Raw genomic sequence first — 18,589 nt, forward strand, 5'->3', positions numbered from 1 at the left:
CCTTAGCTAGTGATTCCGACTACTACGGCTCACAGTGGACTTTCACCACCAAGTTAGCGCCCATGCCGGGCGCACTGGGACCGTTACGAGCCAAGGTCTCGTATCTCTCCTTGAAGCTTTGCTTTGCAAATCTCCAAGTTCGTCCTTTGCTGTAAGAACGGAAATTCACCGTTCAACACCACCTTCACAGCAGTTAAAATATTTTCCGACCTCCAGCTTATGTACATTTAGTAAAAAAACGCAATTTACCATAGTTTGTTAATTAGTAATGCAAAAAATAGCTATATTACTTATCATTCATGCACAGAATTTAAAATAGATACACACGAATAATAGGTTACATCACTTTTCAACCGTCAACAGAGCACAAAAGCAAAAAAACTCGCACATTGTTTGATGTGCGAGTTTTTTCTATTTATTCTCAGTGATTTTAATTGTTCCATCTACCAAGTCAGCTTTAAGATTCTTAACGTCCAAGTTGTCCAAGTAGAATTCAGCAACCTTATCTCTGATTTGTTGTTCAATAACACGACGTAATGGTCTTGCTCCCATTGCCTCATCGTATCCTTCATCAATCAACCATTCCTTAGCCTCAGGAGTTACTTCAAGGGTAATACTCTTCTTAGCCAAGTTCTTATTTACATCATCTAACAATAAGTTGACGATTTGATTCAAATCATCTTTTGATAGATGGGTAAACTCGACAATTCCGTTGAATCTATTCAAGAATTCTGGACGGAAGTATGGTGCTAACTTGTCCATAAGTTTTTCATCTTTTGTAGACTTGTCACCGAATCCGGCATTTGATGTAGCAATAATGATTGTATTCTTGAAGTCCACAACATTACCTTGTCCATCAGTCAAACGACCGTCATCCATGACTTGTAACAACAATGTCAAAACCTGTGGGTTAGCCTTTTCGATTTCATCTAATAAGACGATTGAGTATGGATTACGTCTTACACGTTCAGTCAATGTATTACCATTATCTTCATATCCAACATAACCAGCAGATGTACCGATCAACTTAGATACAGCGGTTAAGTCTGAATATTCACTCATATCCAAACGAACAATGGCATCTTTACTACCAAACATGTCACTTGCTAGTTGCTTTACTAATTCCGTCTTACCAACACCAGTTGGACCAACAAATAGGAAACTACCAATTGGACGGTTACCTTCATCGAATCCAGCACGGTTACGACGGATAGCACGAACAACCATATCAACAGCTTCATCTTGGCCAATTACATGTCCTTTGAGACGTTTGCCCATATCCTTCAATCTTTCGATATCACTAGCGCCCATCTGTGAAACTGGAACACCTGTCAACCTCTGAACTGATTCAGCAATATCATTAACAGTTGCGATTGGTTCGGCTGCACTGCCTTTGTCATCTTTTAATTTGGTTTGCAAATCTTCAATTTTCTTCTTCAAATCTGCGGCTTTTTCGAAGTCTTCTTTGTGAGCAGCTTCGTCCTTTTGAGCTTCAGCTTCTTTTAAGGATTTCTCCAAACTTACTTTGTCAGTGACAGGATTCTTAGCAGCCAAGTGGGCAGCGGTCATATCGATCAAGTCAATTGCCTTATCAGGAAGTGATCTTTGTGGAATATATTGAACAGAATAATCCACAGCGGCCTTCAAAACTTCATCAGGTAATTTAACATTGTGATGATCTTCATAGGCTTTGCGTAATCCTTTCAATATAGCTACAGTAGCATCTTTACTTGGTTCATTGATCGTTACATCATTGAATCTTCTTGCTAAAGCAGCATCTTTCATGATGGTATTACGATACTCATCTTGTGTTGTAGCACCGATAATAGATATCTCACCACGGCTCAATGCTGGCTTGATGATATCTGATAATCCCTTACTACCAGCATCGCCACCAGCAGCACCAGTACCAATAATTTGGTGAATTTCATCGAAGAACAAGACCACATTACCTGCTTCTTTGACTTCCTTCAGCAAATTTTGAATGTTCTCCTCAAATGAACCACGATACTGTGTTCCGGCTTCAAGTGAAGATACATCAACAGAAATAATCTGCTTATCTTTGATAGCCGCAGGAACATCACCTTTGACGATTGCTTGTGCCAATCCTTCAACAACCGCAGTCTTACCAACACCGGCATCACCTACTAGAATTGGGTTATTCTTAGTACGACGGCTCAATACTTCAGCTGTCTCTTGAATTTCTTTATCACGCCCAATGACGGGATCAAGTAAACCATCACGAGCCTCTTGTGTTAAATTATGACCTAGTTTATCAAGCATTTTGCCAGTCTTACCAGTACTTGCTTGCTGTTTTGCATCGTTCACAGGTATCTGTTTGCCAGCAGTACGCATCTCTTGATATCTAGCTAATTCTTCAGGTGTTAATTCGTGGCCGTTCACATAATACTTTGTACCATTGCCATTATTATTTTCACCCATTAATCTGTTAAAAATATCGTCCATATCGTTATTTGAAAATAAATCGTCATCCCAAAATGATTTTGCCATAAACAATTACCTCCTAAACGAATTAAATATTCTGTTGTAAACGAGTTGCAGAAACCAAATTCCTGCGCCTGTTACAAATAACAAATGTATTGCTTCGCAATATCTTCGTTATTTTAGGCAGTGCTCAAAATTTCCCGGTTCCTGTAACTCTCTATTTCAGATAGTGCAACTCCAAATCGCGCAACACTCTCCACATTTCCATATCTTGTGCTTTGGCTAATGCTTCAATATCGCGCAGATTAAGCGGAGTCGCCGAAGTTTGGTCTTTATTAAAAGACTTATGCAGCGTGGTATATCCATACCCACTCTTCTTCGCTATGAAGTAGATCGTCAAATTCTTATCCTCTAAATAGGATTTTATATCTATTTCCATATCTCTATCCTCCACAACTACAGTATAGCACATCTGTGATATATTACAAATGTGAAGCATCACAGATGTGACATAAAATGGAATAATTATACTTTCACAACATTATTTTGTTACACTTAATGTAAGATATCACGAGGTGATTTTATGAAAGAATTACTCAAATCATTAGACAGATTGAACAAGATATACGAACAATTTGACCTGTTGAACTTTCGAGCTCATAAGGCCTTGCCACTGACCTTTGACAAAGAGAATTCCAAGGAATTACTGCGTCAAAACAAGCGGCTATACTTTAGCTATTCTTATTTAAACAAAGAAAAATCGCGACTTACGAATTCTATTCTTTCGCAAACTGTTAACTTAAAAGATCCACTTTTTAAACAGAAAAAAATGCTTCATCCAGAATTGATCGACAAAGCATTGAAATTAAAGAATATTGATGAATCACATGACAAAGATACTTTAAACATCCCCAATAGAAATCGTAAAATCAATAAGTTAAAACAATTGATTGCAATGATTCAGGATGAGGATATCGGCCTTTGCCAAGGTTATTTATCTCAAATGAATGTGCTGATCTATCAGAATAAAATGCACATCTTTGAGGAGCGTTCTGAAAAATATAAACCACAGGAACTACTACATGACATTGATTTTAGAACCAAAATTATGCAGTTTGACTATGATAGATATTTGTTCGAAGATTTCACGCCCGAAAGTTTTCTTGAATATTTAATTTTTCAAAAGATTCAACGTCATCCTACTTACATTCGCTCATATGATGCTAAAGAACTGATACCAGAAGCAGATGCTTGTGGATTCTCCGGTATTGCTTATGAGGTCGAAATAGATGGCGTTCGCGAGTGCTACGTTACCTTCAAAGGTACTGAGGCTGATATGGATTACACGCAGAGTTCTCGAAGTAAACGTTTGGAGAAGTTCCTATTGGAGGGTTTCAAAGATTGGAACTACAACGTCAATGCCATTCTAGTCGGTAACGATACTGAAAATCGTCAGATGTTGGTTGCTAGAGATTTTATCAATTATTTACAGAGTAATATTCAGGATAAATGTGCACTGTATGGCCTAGGTCACTCCTTAGGAGGACATTTCGTTCAGACATTGCAACTTACCAACGATTGCTTCCAAGCTGGTTATACGCTTAATTCTGCCCCAATTAATTTGAAGCAAGTTCAGCTGATCGACCCAGAATTATTTGACGACACGACTTGGAACAAGCTATTCGATCTGACATCTGATAAGACTGGCGCATACATACCAATCAAGGAGATCAATCAGCTATTGCCACGTGAATATCCAGAAATTGTCAATGAAAGTTTTGAACAGGATCTGACACAAGTGTTCTACGAAATTCCCTATACCATCTGGTTGGGACACAAACTAGAATACAATTTGAGCAATTGGAAATATCCATTTCAAAATCACCTGGCTGACTATCTAACTAACGGTGAAATTCATTCCTACCAACATTTCTTTGAACAACTATTTGCCTTCCTGCAAGATTCAGCAACCGGACCCCAATTGATGCGTAATACATTGAGTTTCATGCGTGCTAGAGTCAAGATCCTACGTGAAGACATTGACAAACCCGAAACAGCTGAATTCTTCTATGATTACTCCAATTACTTGTACGAATCAGGAATATTCTTAGATCAGCCACAAGAAATCACTGAAGATCTCACTCAGGATACACCAACCATGTGGCGTTCATCACGACGGGAATGGCCATTTTTGAAGAGCCTTAATATGGATATGTTGGAATTGTCAGTTTATTTCCACGTCATTCATGGTGTTAAGTACTTTTTGAGCCGCAAACCTAATAAGATAAACTAAAGAGCTGTGGCAAAACACAGTTTTTTCCGCTTAAAACAAACAAGACTAGCAATCCAATTTTGGATTACTAGTCTTGTTTGTTTTAATTCTCGAAAGCTGACCATATTCTGTCACACTCTCTATTTTGCAATCAGCTTCATCAGTAGACGCATCTCTGACTCAGTTTCTTGTTTAACTTTATTACTAATGATTTTATTATTCTTTATAATCAATTCATCATACAGAGATTTTTGTATCAATGAAATTATAATACCTGTTATATTTCCAAAATCACTCATCTCAATATTCAATTGGTCGATGACTGTCTCCAGTTCTTGGGCCAATTTGATACGAATATTACTCAAAACTTCTAATAACCAATCTGACTGACTATCAGACAATAACGGACGCTCACGAATAGTTATCATAAACGAGCGGTAACTATCTTCATCATCAAATATCAAGCAAATTCTTTCGTATAGGCTAATAATCTGCTTTTCAAAATCAGCAACAGAATTAACTTCTGAAAACCAGTCGTCAATTACTACTGTTCTACTTTCGAGTCCTTCGCGGACGATCGTATCCAAAATTTCACGTTTCCCTTTTGGGAAGTAATAGTACAATGAACCATCGGAAATTCCAACTTCTCGACTGATCTCTCGAGTCGTAGTAGCTTCGAAACCTTGTTCCGAAAACATACCTTGTGCGACCTTTAATATCTTTTCTTTTTGAAGTTCACTTTTTTCCATCAGTCCACCTCTCTAGGCTTCTGCAATTGTTTGAACGATTAAGTAAATGTTCAAAATGATTAGGACAATTGTTGCAAACCAAGCACAGTACTTGACCCACTTCTTATTCTTGAATTGTCCCATTATCTTCTCATCACTAGTAAATAGAACCAATGGGATGATGGCAAATGGCAAGGCAACACTAAGGAACACTTGTGAGAATGTCAGCAGGTTCTCAATCTTAGCTTCATTATCGTGATAGATAACCGCAAAGATCAAAACAGGTGTAACTGACAAAAGTCTAGTAATCAAACGTTGTGCCCACAGTGGCATCTTTAATCTGATGAAACCTTCCATGATGATCTGTCCAGAAAGTGTACCGGTAATTGTGGAACTCTGACCTGATGATAACAAGGCAACAGCAAACAACATACTTAGAATAGGACTGGCAATTGCACCAACTACTTGCTTGTTGCTTAAGGCGTTGAATAAGTCAACGAAACGGCCAAGTTCACTATTTGTTCCATAGAACAAGGCGGCACCTAGAATCAATAACAAACTATTAACGATGAAAGCTAAGAACAATTGAATATTTGAATCAATTGTTGAGAACTTAATAGCCTTAGCTATATCCTTCTTATCTTCACGATTAACTTTTCTTGTTTGAGAAATTGATGAACCTAAGTACAAATCATGAGGCATAACTGTGGCACCAACGATACCAAGTGATAGATACAACATACCGTTGTTAGTAATAATACTGCTTTGTGGGAAATATCCATTGATAATCCCTGTTATACTTGGTTTTGCCAAGAATACTTCGTACAAGAATACTAGTAAAATAACTGAAACTAATGTCGCAACAATAGCTTCGATCTTACGGAATCCTAACTTCATCAATAGAAGCAGGATCAAAACATCGGCAGCTGTAATCAAAATACCAACAATCAATGGAATGTTGAACAACAGCTTGATAGCAATACCGGAACCAATGATCTCGGCAATATCAGTCGCCATAATGGCTAATTCAGCGACTATCCAGAGGAAGAATCCTCCTGTTTTGGAAGTCTTCTCACGTGTTAATTGCGCAAGATCCTTACCTGTAACAATACCAAGTTTGGCAGCCATTGATTGTAATAACATAGCAATCAAACTTGAAATAAGTACAACTGCCAAGAGTGTGTACTTGTATTGAGCACCACCAGCAATTGATGTGATCCAGTTACCAGGATCCATATAACCTACGGCGATCAAAATACCAGGACCTGTATACGTCATCAATGTCTTCCAGAATCCGGCACCTTCTGGTACTTCGATACTACCGTTGATCTCATCCAAGCTCTTGTTATCTGCGGTACTTGAACTTACAAACTTACCATGCTTGGCAGTTGTTTCAGTTTCTTCGGTTGTATCGTTTGCTTCTACTTCACCACTATCTTTCATAGTAGTACCTCTTTTCTATTGATTTAGAAATTCGGCGATAGATTATCATTTATAACTTATGATGTTATCTCCGTCTTTTTCACAGTTATTGAGCACACGATTAAGTCATACAGCACTTATAATTACATGAATATTGAATAATTTGAGCGTGCGCTCAATTGACCATTGATATAATATCATGATTTACAGAAAAAAACATTGTTTTTTTAGAAAAACTAACAATATTTTTTTGAATGTTTAAATATTTATTTATGGGTCTGCATCATTTTCGTCTCCAGAACTCAAAATAATCATCTGTTGTGCGGACCGCCCCGAGTCATGGTCTCAATCCGTCCTGCATAGCAGGCAAACATTTTCGGACCTGGAGACAGACCTAAAACCTAAAAAACAGCCTGATTTCTAAAATTCAGAAATCAAACTGCTCTAATTATTATCTCTTGTTCATTTTTCGATACTTCTTAATATGATTCTTCATTTCCTTTTTGCTGCCAAACATTCGATTAATCTTTTCATTCTCAAGTTGTTTTGAATTTAATCCATTGTATGACATTTCACGCTGAAGTTTCTGGTAGCTAGCGAATCTTTCAGCATCCAAATCACCAAGTTCGATAGCATCCTTGATTGCGCATCCTGGTTCATTGGTGTGTGTACAATTTCTGAACTTACACTGCGATGCCAATTTTTCGATATCATCAAATGTTTTGGATAAATTGCCTGTATAAATCTTTAATTCGCGCATTCCTGGGGTATCAATTACCACTCCACCGTTTGGCACTGTCAGCATTTGACGATGTGTCGTTGTATGTCTTCCCTTATCATCGCCATTTCTAATTTCCTTAGTGGTCAATACTTCTTCACCAATCAAATGATTGATCAAAGTAGACTTTCCAACTCCAGATGAACCGACAAATACGACGGTTTTATCTTGAACTACATATTTTTGTAAATCATCAAATCCTTCGTTATCCGCCGCTGAACAAACAGCGATATCAATTCCAACACTTACATCTTCTAATTCTAGTAATTTCTCTTGCAGATCCTGGCACAAATCGGCCTTTGTTAGAACAATCACCGGTGTAGCACCACTATCCCAAGCAACTGTTAAGTATCGTTCTACCCTTCGAACATTAAAGTTATCATTCAATGACATACAGACAAAAACATAATCAATATTTGTGGCAATCACTTGTCCCGACTTCTGAGAACCAGAAACACTTCGCTTCATGATACTTTTACGATCCAGAATATTATGGATTATTGCTTGCTTATCATCCATAAGTGAAATCATAACCCAGTCCCCAACTGCTGGAAAACCATTTTGAGAATCAGATTGATACTCAAGTTTGCCAGAAATCTGTGCCTGTAATTCACCTTGTTCACTTATAACCTTGTACATATTACGTTGCTGCTCGATTACACGAGCAACTTCTAAATTATTATATTCTTCAGATTCAATTTTAATTTGATTTGTAAGCCCATATTTTTTTAAAATACTATTCAATTTTAATTTTTCCCTTCGAGTTTTGTATACCCACAACTCGCGAGAACAAAAAAAGCACAGTTACCCACTGCGCCAAAATAACATGAAGTAATGAAAACTACGCTTCTTCAGTCATTCATAAGGTGGGTACACTAAACAAAGCAGCACTAAGTCTGCTAAAATTTTGTGTTCACTTAAAACTACCTTATTGAATATCCGACATATGCGTACCTCTCATATTTATTAAAGAAACAATATCACGACATTATATTAATTGTCAATTTGAAACAAATAAAAAGCGGTTCAATCCCTAAGAATCAGGAGTTGGACTGCTATAATTTTACTTATTTTTTAATAGTTTTCTATTCAATATCCATTGCGATACATAATAGTTAGATCAATTCTTCTATCAGTCATAATTAATTTCCTCTCGCACTTCGTTAATTTATGAAGTTAACCGTCGGAGACTAAAATCTTTTATTCAACAACAACTTTCATACCATCAGGAACTTTGGTATTGATCCATTTGGCATCTGGAATCGTCAATCTCACACATCCGTGACTTGATCGTGTTCCAAGCTTGTGTGCTTCACTCTCAACATACTTACCGTCCTTATCCGTCGGAACAGAGTGGAATAGATAAACTCCCCAATCTTTGAATGAAGTCCAATAATTGGCTCCCTCATCAGATTCGGCATTATAGAAGTGATCTCCACGATTTTGAATGTGGAATGTCCCCTTAGGAGTTGGTGAACCCTTCTCACCAGTTGCTGCTTTCATTGTGTACAAATTCTTACTGCCGTCTTTTATGTACACTCTTTGTTTATCAATAGATACCTTGATATAAGCATCTTTGTGCTTCATCAAATCAGGATAAGCCTTTTTCTCAGATGGATGTTTCCATTCATTAAGCTTTTCTTTCTTTGCTGCAAGTTCCTTTTTCTTAGCCTTTGCAGCCTTTTGTTTTTCAATTTTTTGCTCTAAGGCAGCTGATTCTGCTTTTTTTGCATTAATCGAAGAAATACTAAATCCAACTGCAACCAAAACTACCAAAGCAATGATCACAGAAATTATCGTTTTCTTTTTTGTCATAACGTCCCCCGTGGTTTCAATAATAATATATTTCGGCACGTGGCACAACATCCCTTTGGATTTAATAAATAACGCATAACAAAACTAATATTATTCAAATAATACTTCTATAAAGTAAAAAAGATGGCAACCGATTTGGTTGTCATCTTTGTTTTAATTTCTAAGCTGAAACGAGTTACGAAATCCAGATTCCTGCGCCTGCTACAAACAACAAATGCACCGCTATGCGGCACCTTCGTTATTCTAGGCAGTGCTCAGAATCTCCCGGCTTTCTCCACTCTCTAATTTCTATAGTCTTTCGTTCAATTCCTTGCCAAGTTCTTCGAATCCTGGTTTGCCAAGCAATGCGAACATGTTCTTCTTGTATGCTTCAACACCTGGTTGGTTGAATGGGTTGATTCCATTCAAGTAACCTGAAATACCAACAGCAATTTCGAAGAAGTAGATCAAGTAACCTAATGAGAATGAGTCTTGTTCTGGAATGTGAACGCTCATTACAGGAACGCCACCGTCAGTATGAGCAAGTACAACACCTTCGTAAGCACGTTTGTTTACGTAGTCCATTGATTTGCCTTCAAGATAGCCCAAACCATCAAGATTGTCTTTTTCACTAGGAATTTCCATTTCGAAACGAGGCTTGTCGATGATAACAACTGTTTCCATCAAGTTACGACGTCCTTCTTGGATATATTGACCTAATGAGTGAAGATCAGTTGAGAAGTTAGCTGATGATGGGTAGATACCTTTTTGGTCTTTACCTTCTGATTCACCCATCAATTGCTTCCACCATTCACCGAAGTATTGTAGGTTTGGCTCGTAGTTCTCAAGCAATTCTGTTGTGTAACCTTTACGGTACAAGATATTTCTTAATGCAGCATACTTGTATGCGTCATTCTTAGTCATATCTGGGTCTGAGAAGTCCTCACGTGCTTTAGCAGCACCTTCCATTAACTTGTCAATGTCAATACCGGCAACGGCAATTGGCAATAAACCAACAGCTGTAAGAACTGAGAAACGTCCACCGATGTCATCAGGAACAACGAATTCTTCGTAGCCTTCAGCATCTGATTCTGTCTTTAGAGCACCCTTAGCACGGTCAGTAGTAGCGTAGATACGGCCCTTTGCGCCTTCTTCACCATACTTTTCAACCAACTTAGCTTTCAAAATACGGAAAGCAATTGAAGGTTCTGTAGTAGTACCTGATTTTGAGATAACGTTGATACTGAAGTCGCGATCACCGATAACTTCTAGTAAGTCAGCAAGGTAGTTAGGAGAAATTGAGTTACCTGCAAAGTAAACTTCTGGAACATCCTTGTTGTTTTTAACGTTATAGAATGATGAACTTAGAAAATCGATAGCAGCACGAGCACCTAAGTAAGATCCACCAATACCAATTCCGATAAATACTTCTGAATCAGATTGAATCTTTTTAGCAGCTTTTTTAATGCGAGCGAATTCATCCTTGTCATAATCAACTGGAAGGTCGATGAAACCACGGAAGTCAGCGCCAGCGCCAGTACCCTTACGTAGTTCGTCATCAGCAGCAGTTACAAGGTTTTGCATTTCGCCTAGTTCGTTATCTTGAACAAACTTGCTTAATTTTGAATCATCAAATTTAATATGTGTCATTTTCTCTCCTCCATTTATCCTAAAACTAGATTATCATTTTCAATGAAAATTTCAAATCTTTATGCGATTTTTAAGCCAATTTCCGACAAAATAAATCAAATATCCGATAGCGGTTCCAACGGTGTTCAAAATAACATCATCAATATCGCTTACACCAGTATTCAAAATAAACTGCAAACCTTCGATCGATATCGATATCAAAGCACCCATTAATACAACTTTGAAAAATTTACGGTCTTTTTTGCCCAATGCTGGAATAAAGAATCCCATTGGTACGAACCATATAATATTACCATATAAATTATAAAAGAAATCAACCAAAGACCTGGCATTTAATAATTTTAATGTTTGTATAAATGGTACGGTATTGATCTGCGATAGTGAACGATGCCAATAAAATTGGAATTGCCATAAGAAATACCCATCCCGAAATACTGTTAAGGCAAAAAGTAGGAACACGTAGAAAGCAAACACCGTTACCCAAAGCTCATGGGCGAAGCTTGTCTTCTTATGTTTCCACTTAATCCAAATAAATCTTAATATAATGAAGAAAAGCGTGTACAATATAGCTTTATCAGCACCATAAAAAGACAAGCGTATTAACGGAAAATGATTTATTCTTGTGGCATATTGGTTCGATACATAGTTATATAACGGTCCCAAAAATATCATTTTTCTCATTCTTTCCCACTTTTTACTTAATACGTATTATACTAACAATTAAGCAATTTATTTAGAAGAAAATAAATTTATTATAGAAATTTTACAAATAAGGGATTTTTCATGAATAAACTTAAATTATTTTTAAACAAGCGCATAGGTTTTATGTGTCTTTTAGTCTTCTTCCTATGGCTAAAAACTGTCATTGCTTACTACGCCGAATTTTCGCTGGGATTAAACGACCCGTTACAACATTTAATTTTAATTATAAATCCCATTGCTACAACAGTCATTCTACTCAGTATAGCGTTATACATCAACAAGCCTATTATCTCATATATCGTCATGGGTGTTATCTACTTAGTGGAAAATATTCTATTATACGCAAACATTCTCTACTATCGTGAGTTCTCAGATTTCATTTCATTCAATACTATCGCCGGAGCCTCAAAAGTAACCAAAGGATTAGGTGGAAGTAGTGCAAGTCTAATGCAAGCTCATGATTTTATTTATTTTTTGGACTTCGTAATACTCGTTATTTTATTTACCAGTCATTTTATAAAAATTGACAAGATAAAGATCAGGAAGTTAACCGCTGTTGCTGTTTCTGTACTTGGAATTTTTCTCTTCTCATTTAATCTGATGATTGCTGAGACTAATCGTCCACAATTGTTAGGTAGACAGTTTGATAATAGTTATATTGTTAAATATTTGGGATTCAATGCATTTCTAGGTTATGACGCTCTTAAATCTGCCCAGAACAATCAAGTACGATCAACTGCGGTCGGTACCGATATGGACAATATTCTAGATTACGTAAACCAAGATTACGCATCACCAAATGCTAAGTATTATGGTAAAGCTAAGGGCAAGAATATTATTATCATCCATCTAGAAAGTTTCCAACAATTTCTGATTGGTATGAAAGTCAATGACCAGGAAGTAACGCCATTCTTGAACAGCCTGTATAATGATAAGAACACAATGTCGTTTGATAATTTCTTCCATGAAGTTGGTAGCGGACGAACGAGTGATGCTGAGAACATGATGGAAACTTCACTATTCGGATTACCAGAAGGTTCGCTGTTTTCTAAATTAGGTACCGATAATACTTTCCAAGCCGCACCTGCTATTCTCAAACAGAAACAAAATTACACCAGCGCCGTCTTCCATGGCAATGTCGGTACATTTTGGAATCGTGACAATGTTTACAAGAATATGGGATATGACTATTTCTTCGATTCCCATTACTTTAATCAAAACGATGATTCCAGTATCGGATATGGTATGAAGGATAAGCTGATGCTTTCAGAAAGTGTTAAATATCTGGAACAACTGCAACAACCGTTCTACACCAAGTTCATTACCGTCACAAACCATACTCCTTATGATTTGGGTGATGAAGATCAATCAATTGATTTCACCAAACCAGATACAGGAACAAGTGTCGTCGACAATTACTTTGTTACCGCACACTACTTAGATTCAGCATTGAAGGAATTCTTCCAATATCTCAAGGACAGTGGTATTTACGACAATTCAATGATTGTTCTATACGGAGATCATTACGGATTGAATGCAACACAAGACAAGGTCGTTGCACCAATGCTGGGATACGATCCAAATAACAATGACTTCAACGAAGTTCAAATGCAGCGTGTACCATTTATGATTCACATGAAAGGCCTCAAGGGTGGAATAAATCACACTTATGGTGGAGAAATAGATGCACTGCCTACTATTCTTCATCTTGCTGGCGTTAATACCAAAAACTACGTCCAACTTGGTACTGATTTGTTATCACGCAAACACAATGATATTGTTGCCTTCCGAAACAAGGAATTCGTAACTACAAATTACACAGTTATTCGTGGTGAGGACGGCGGCCACACCGTTTATGACAACCACACTGGCGAACAGATCAATCTGAACGAAAATGCACAGTTGTCTAAGACAGTGGATAAATGGCAAGATGAAGTCAACCAAAGGCTAAAGATTTCTGACACCATCAACAATAAGAACTTATTGAGATTCTATACGCCAACTGGATTCACACCCGTTGATCCTAGTGAATACAGTTATCAAAACGAAATTCAAAAGTTAGTCAAAACACGTAATTCTCTTGGATTGAAATCAACTAGTGTCTATTCAAAGAATAATAATAAATCAACCACACCAATGTACAATACAGATGCACCAGAGTTGAATGGTGATAGAACTTATATCGACAGCTGGTCGAGTGTTGTTAAAGATGATATGCAAACTCCTTAGTATTAATTGATTCATATAATACATACAATTATTCAAATAAGATTATGTGTAAGTAACATGCTATAATGAATTCGTAAAGAACATGATCGTTTTTGCATGGTACACAAATACCCCTGACAGCCCAACTGTCAGGGGTATTTTTTCGTGAGTTAAAATTTACCTAGTGTTTCCTGTGGTGTTTGCTTCTTAACCATTCCGCAAACCATATTGAGATAATTGAAACCACAAGTGGAGCGAGAACATGATCGAACATCATGGTACCTCCAATCCGTTGCGGAGAGGCAAGGCAACACTACAATTTTATCAATAACGCGAATCAATTATCATAAGAGGTTTGGTATATTTGCACCATAATAAATTCTTTAAAATATATCATTATTCACATTATTTTCAACCTTCAGCTTATTTAATATTCATTGCTACTTCATTCAGAATTCAATCAAGCTAACTTCAGTTCATGTAAACATCCTTGAACATAAACATCATCAAGCCGTCCAACCGTCTTAATTCTACCTTCAGACACAACGATTATTTCATCCGCTGAATCGAACAATGATTTATTATACTGGTGCGTAACCATAGCCCACCCGAATTCATGCATTGACAACAAAATGTCTATCACATCTTGGGAGGTCTTGGGGTCCAGCCCTGTTAAGGGCTCATCAAAGAATACAAAATCATAATTTCTTAATAACATTCTACCTAATGTTAATCGTTTACGTTCTCCACCAGATAAGCTGTTGCCTTTATCATCGACCATAGATGATAATCCTTCATTAGTTGCATATTCGGTCAAACCAACACGGTTCAGGATTTCTATCAAACTACTATCATCAATATTTTCATCAAACTACTATCATCAATATTTTCATCAAACAAAGACAAATTATTTTTGATGGTTTCATCAAAAACATAGCTTTGCTGTTCTAAAATTCCAATATGTTGATTAAGTGACATTGATTTATATTCCTTGAAAGGACGTCTGTTGATAAGTACATCCCCATCAATTGCGGTATTGGAACTGAAAGGAACATTGATCAACGATGACTTGCCACTTCCACTTTTACCAACGATCACATAATGCTTATCAGCTTCCAAATTCAAGTTAATATCTCTCAAAACTTGTCTGCCATCATCTGAAAATGATACTTGCTCATATTGTAAATCTTGAAACCTATTTAACTTCAAAGAGGCTTTGCCATCACCATTCTTGGTAGTTAAACGATCAATTTTTATTGCTGCCTGCTTACCTCCAACAATATCCCCTAACAACCCTGAAGCGGATTGAATTGGCTCCGCAATGAATATCATCAACTGTGAGAACGCAACTAGTTGGCCTAATGTCACTGACTTATTCATAACAAAATATATTCCGACTACCCACGTTCCTAAATACAAAACATTATCTAAAAGTTGACTGATACCGCCAACTTGCTTTCTCTTTAATTGATCCTTGTTCTGTGAATGCAATAAATCGACATTCTTCTTTTGGAATACCATCTTCATTAAAGACTGAATCGAAAATATCTGAATCGTTCGAATACCGTTAATAATATTCTGTAATCCATGTGTATAACTTTCTGATGCTTGTAATACTTGATTTTTATTGTCCTTTAAAACTCTACGTTGCAATATTGGAACAATCAAAGCAGGAAGACATAACAAAACAATAATGAGACTAAAAACCGGTTGAATCATAACCGAAAGAATCATAGCAATCACAAACTGACACAGTTGCTTGTATGCATTGATACTTCCCTGTAAATAATCGCTATGCAATACGTCTAGCGTATTAGTAAAGTCATTGTAGTATTCCGTCGAGACATTTTGAGTGTTGTATCCCAATCCCGTTTTCTCGTATAAGAGTGACTGGATCATATTCAATCTAATCTTACTGACTATTTTGTTCAAAACTACTTGTTCTAAGAATGACGAACCAAAGAAAACCAAAGCGTCGGTGAATATGTATCCAACCACCACAGCTACTAATACACCATAAGCCATGTTGATATGGCCACTGGCGGTGTCTGTGATTACTTGCAAAAGATAGGAAACAGATATTTCAATAGCGGAGGCAATCGGAAGCAAAAAGAGCAAAACTACCGTTAGCACCCCAGCCAATCTAAAATACTTTTTTAATAGCATAAAATCCCCCTTTCCATAACATTTTTATAGAAACTTAAAAAAAAACTAATAAAATTAGAACATATTAATAATCCTCCCGCATACCCTATTTGTCAACAACACTTTTCGGGACTACTGATATAACTGGTATAATGAAATTAGTACGTATGACATAACTCAAGGGAACTTTATGGATAATATAAAACTAAAATTTAAGGAATTAGTCAACAGACGTATCGGCTTCGTCTGTTTTTTGACGTTCCTTATTTGGCTAAAAACTGTTATCGCCTACTATTTAGACTTCTCATTAGGACTCAGTGACATTCTCCAACACTTGATCATGATAATTAATCCAATCGCCACAACATTGATATTGTTGAGTATTGCCCTATATATCAAGCGGACAAAGCTCTCTTACATCGTCATGGGATTGGTTTATTTGATTGATTCAATTTTTTTGTACGCCAATATTCTCTATTATCGAGAGTTCACTGACTTTATCACTTCTTCTGTAATTCTTGGTGTAACCAAGGTTGCCAAAGGTCTAGGTGGTAGTAGCTTTAATCTGATGCAGATTCATGATGTTATTTATTGGATAGATATTATTATCCTGATAGTATTATTTGCTGTTAAATTCATTAAATTCGACAATAAACCTGTTAGAAAATTGAATGCTATCGCAACAACTGCCGTTGGAATCTTGATTTTCTCATTCAACTTGATGATTGCCGAAAGTAATCGTCCACAATTATTATCTCGTGCTTTTGACCACGCTTATGTCGTTAAATATCTTGGATTCAATACTTTTCTTGGTTACGATTCAATCAAATCAGCCATGACAGACCAGGCACGTTCGACGGCGGTCGGTACTGACATGGACGATGTCTTAAATTACACACACCAGAATTATGCTGCACCTAATCCTAAATACTTTGGAAAAGCCAATGGCAAGAATATTATTATTATCCATTTGGAGAGTTTCCAACAATTCTTGATCGGTATGAAAGTTAACGATCAGGAAGTTACTCCATTTTTAAATAGTTTATATAATGACAAAAATACTATGGCGTTTGATAACTTCTATCATGAAGTTGGTCTTGGTAAAACTAGCGATGCGGAAACTATGCTGGAAACGGGACTGTTTGGAACTGGTAGTGGAAGCTTCTTCACTTCCTCAGCACCAACAAACACACTACAAGCTGCTCCGGCAATTCTGAGACAGAAAAAAGGATACACTAGTGCTGTATTTCACGGTAACACGGCTAGTTTCTGGTCACGTAATGACGTCTATCAAAACATGGGATATAACTATTTCTTCAGCCAAGAATATTTTGATAACAGTCTTGAAAATGCAAATATGGAACTTGGTACTAAAGATAAATTAATGCTGTCTGAAAGTGCAAAATATTTAGAACAATTACAACAACCATTTTATGTAAAGTTCTTAACTGTCACCAATCATTTTCCATTCTCAATTCCAGACGAAGACAACGATGGGTTTCAAGCACCAGACACCACTGATAATTCGGTAAGTAATTATTTTGTGACTGCACATTATTTGGACAATGCATTAAGAGAATTCTTCCAATACTTAAAGGATTCTGGCTTAGAAGACAACTCAATGGTTGTTCTTTATGGTGATCATTTCGGAATATCTAATGAGAGAAATCAAGCACTGGCACCATTGATTGGTTTAGATCCAGACAACATCACTCCCTACAACAATGCCACTTTGCAAAAGGTTCCATTCATGATTCACATGAACGGATTAAAAGGCAAAGTGAATCACACTTACGGTGGTGAAATTGACGTCCTACCTACTATTCTTCACTTAGCAGGTGTCGATACTAAGAATTATATTCAAGTTGGTACTGACCTCCTATCCAAGAAACACAGCAGTATCGTGCCATTCCGAAATAAAAACTTTATTACACCAAACTATACGATTATCAACAATAGCAAGGGACAAAAGGTCTACAGCAACGAAAGTGGCTATCCAATTGATCTTCACGACAATCCAGACTTAGCTACCAAAGTAGATAATTGGCAAACTAAGGTAAATGAGAAATTAAAGATTTCAGATGCCGTTAATTCCAAGAATCTACTGAGATTCTACACACCAAATGGATTCACGCCAGTTAATCCGGATGATCCTAATTACAATTATTTGAATCAAATTCAACGATTGATCAAGACTCGACAATCGCTTGGAAATAAATCAACTAGTCTATATTCTAAAAATGATAACAAATCAACCACTAACCTATACAACACTGATGCACCAGAATTCAATGGTGATAGAACACCGATTGATGATTGGTCATATGTTTTGAAAGACGATGCTAATAATTAAAATAAGACAGGGAAATAAAGTGCTTCATAATTGTTAGACAAAAAATCTAACAGTTATGGAGTACTTTTTATATGGTTAAATACAGCGCAAAA

The 18,589-nt window shown here is 36.7% G+C and carries 13 protein-coding genes; 3 read left to right on the top strand and 10 right to left on the bottom strand.

Going from position 1 to position 18,589, the window contains the following annotated elements:
* Positions 1 to 411: 411 nt before the first annotated feature.
* Both EKM66_RS11835 and EKM66_RS11840 read right to left on the bottom strand, forming a co-directional pair.
* Positions 412 to 2,511 carry an AAA family ATPase gene (locus EKM66_RS11835; RefSeq protein ID WP_125764837.1) on the bottom strand — a complete coding sequence of 700 codons (2,100 nt, stop codon included), beginning with the start codon at positions 2,509 to 2,511 and terminating at the stop codon, positions 412 to 414.
* Between the two features lie 151 nt (positions 2,512 to 2,662).
* On the bottom strand, positions 2,663 to 2,884 hold the full coding sequence (locus tag EKM66_RS11840; RefSeq protein ID WP_125764839.1) for a transcriptional regulator: 222 nt from the start codon (positions 2,882 to 2,884) through the stop codon (positions 2,663 to 2,665).
* A gap of 144 nt (positions 2,885 to 3,028) precedes the next feature.
* Between EKM66_RS11840 and EKM66_RS11845 the strand changes: the two genes are divergently transcribed.
* Positions 3,029 to 4,738, top strand: coding sequence for a DUF6792 domain-containing protein (locus EKM66_RS11845; RefSeq protein WP_125764841.1), 1,710 nt, complete (start codon positions 3,029 to 3,031; stop codon positions 4,736 to 4,738).
* A gap of 119 nt (positions 4,739 to 4,857) precedes the next feature.
* Here the strand turns inward: EKM66_RS11845 and EKM66_RS11850 are convergent, their stop codons facing one another.
* From EKM66_RS11850 to EKM66_RS11875, 6 genes are all read right to left on the bottom strand, one after another.
* Positions 4,858 to 5,466, bottom strand: a complete 609-nt coding sequence (locus tag EKM66_RS11850; RefSeq protein WP_125764843.1) for a TetR/AcrR family transcriptional regulator — start codon at positions 5,464 to 5,466, stop codon at positions 4,858 to 4,860.
* 12 nt (positions 5,467 to 5,478) lie between these two features.
* Complete coding sequence (locus EKM66_RS11855) at positions 5,479 to 6,888, bottom strand: Nramp family divalent metal transporter (RefSeq protein ID WP_125764845.1); 1,410 nt, start codon at positions 6,886 to 6,888, stop codon at positions 5,479 to 5,481.
* Positions 6,889 to 7,318: 430 nt separating this feature from the next.
* Positions 7,319 to 8,389: a ribosome small subunit-dependent GTPase A gene (rsgA, locus tag EKM66_RS11860; RefSeq protein WP_125764847.1), complete on the bottom strand. Its 1,071-nt coding sequence runs from the start codon at positions 8,387 to 8,389 to the stop codon at positions 7,319 to 7,321.
* 456 nt (positions 8,390 to 8,845) lie between these two features.
* Positions 8,846 to 9,460 carry a L,D-transpeptidase gene (locus EKM66_RS11865; RefSeq protein ID WP_125764849.1) on the bottom strand — a complete coding sequence of 205 codons (615 nt, stop codon included), beginning with the start codon at positions 9,458 to 9,460 and terminating at the stop codon, positions 8,846 to 8,848.
* Positions 9,461 to 9,748: 288 nt separating this feature from the next.
* Entirely contained in the window at positions 9,749 to 11,089 is a 1,341-nt protein-coding gene (locus EKM66_RS11870; RefSeq protein ID WP_125764851.1) for a glucose-6-phosphate isomerase, read from the bottom strand.
* A gap of 51 nt (positions 11,090 to 11,140) precedes the next feature.
* A complete protein-coding gene (locus tag EKM66_RS11875) occupies positions 11,141 to 11,770 on the bottom strand; it encodes a VanZ family protein (RefSeq protein ID WP_225426607.1) in 630 nt (209 codons plus the stop codon).
* Between the two features lie 102 nt (positions 11,771 to 11,872).
* Between EKM66_RS11875 and EKM66_RS11880 the strand changes: the two genes are divergently transcribed.
* Positions 11,873 to 14,020, top strand: coding sequence for an LTA synthase family protein (locus tag EKM66_RS11880; RefSeq protein ID WP_125764853.1), 2,148 nt, complete (start codon positions 11,873 to 11,875; stop codon positions 14,018 to 14,020).
* A gap of 439 nt (positions 14,021 to 14,459) precedes the next feature.
* Here the strand turns inward: EKM66_RS11880 and EKM66_RS12875 are convergent, their stop codons facing one another.
* Positions 14,460 to 14,843, bottom strand: coding sequence for an ATP-binding cassette domain-containing protein (locus tag EKM66_RS12875; RefSeq protein ID WP_164505141.1), 384 nt, complete (start codon positions 14,841 to 14,843; stop codon positions 14,460 to 14,462).
* A complete protein-coding gene (locus tag EKM66_RS11890; RefSeq protein ID WP_125764857.1) occupies positions 14,840 to 16,165 on the bottom strand; it encodes an ABC transporter transmembrane domain-containing protein in 1,326 nt (441 codons plus the stop codon). The genes EKM66_RS12875 and EKM66_RS11890 overlap by 4 nt, the downstream gene beginning before the upstream one ends.
* Before the next feature lie 169 nt (positions 16,166 to 16,334).
* Between EKM66_RS11890 and EKM66_RS11895 the strand changes: the two genes are divergently transcribed.
* Positions 16,335 to 18,497 (top strand): LTA synthase family protein, encoded by a 2,163-nt coding sequence (locus tag EKM66_RS11895; protein WP_125764859.1) that lies wholly within the window; start codon positions 16,335 to 16,337, stop codon positions 18,495 to 18,497.
* The last annotated feature ends 92 nt before the right edge of the window (positions 18,498 to 18,589 follow it).

The organism is Companilactobacillus hulinensis (genome assembly GCF_003946555.1).
Taxonomy (GTDB): Bacteria; Bacillota; Bacilli; order Lactobacillales; family Lactobacillaceae; genus Companilactobacillus; species Companilactobacillus hulinensis.

What these genes read in the sequence shown, in the direction of transcription:
- EKM66_RS11835 (WP_125764837.1), bottom strand. Translation starts at nt 2,511, where the DNA reads ATGGCAAAATCATTTTGGGATGACGATTTATTTTCAAATAACGATATG.
- EKM66_RS11840 (WP_125764839.1), bottom strand. Translation starts at nt 2,884, where the DNA reads ATGGAAATAGATATAAAATCCTATTTAGAGGATAAGAATTTGACGATC.
- EKM66_RS11845 (WP_125764841.1), top strand. Translation starts at nt 3,029, where the DNA reads ATGAAAGAATTACTCAAATCATTAGACAGATTGAACAAGATATACGAA.
- EKM66_RS11850 (WP_125764843.1), bottom strand. Translation starts at nt 5,466, where the DNA reads ATGGAAAAAAGTGAACTTCAAAAAGAAAAGATATTAAAGGTCGCACAA.
- EKM66_RS11855 (WP_125764845.1), bottom strand. Translation starts at nt 6,888, where the DNA reads ATGAAAGATAGTGGTGAAGTAGAAGCAAACGATACAACCGAAGAAACT.
- EKM66_RS11865 (WP_125764849.1), bottom strand. Translation starts at nt 9,460, where the DNA reads ATGACAAAAAAGAAAACGATAATTTCTGTGATCATTGCTTTGGTAGTT.
- EKM66_RS11870 (WP_125764851.1), bottom strand. Translation starts at nt 11,089, where the DNA reads ATGACACATATTAAATTTGATGATTCAAAATTAAGCAAGTTTGTTCAA.
- EKM66_RS11875 (WP_225426607.1), bottom strand. Translation starts at nt 11,770, where the DNA reads ATGAGAAAAATGATATTTTTGGGACCGTTATATAACTATGTATCGAAC.
- EKM66_RS11880 (WP_125764853.1), top strand. Translation starts at nt 11,873, where the DNA reads ATGAATAAACTTAAATTATTTTTAAACAAGCGCATAGGTTTTATGTGT.
- EKM66_RS11890 (WP_125764857.1), bottom strand. Translation starts at nt 16,165, where the DNA reads ATGCTATTAAAAAAGTATTTTAGATTGGCTGGGGTGCTAACGGTAGTT.
- EKM66_RS11895 (WP_125764859.1), top strand. Translation starts at nt 16,335, where the DNA reads ATGGATAATATAAAACTAAAATTTAAGGAATTAGTCAACAGACGTATC.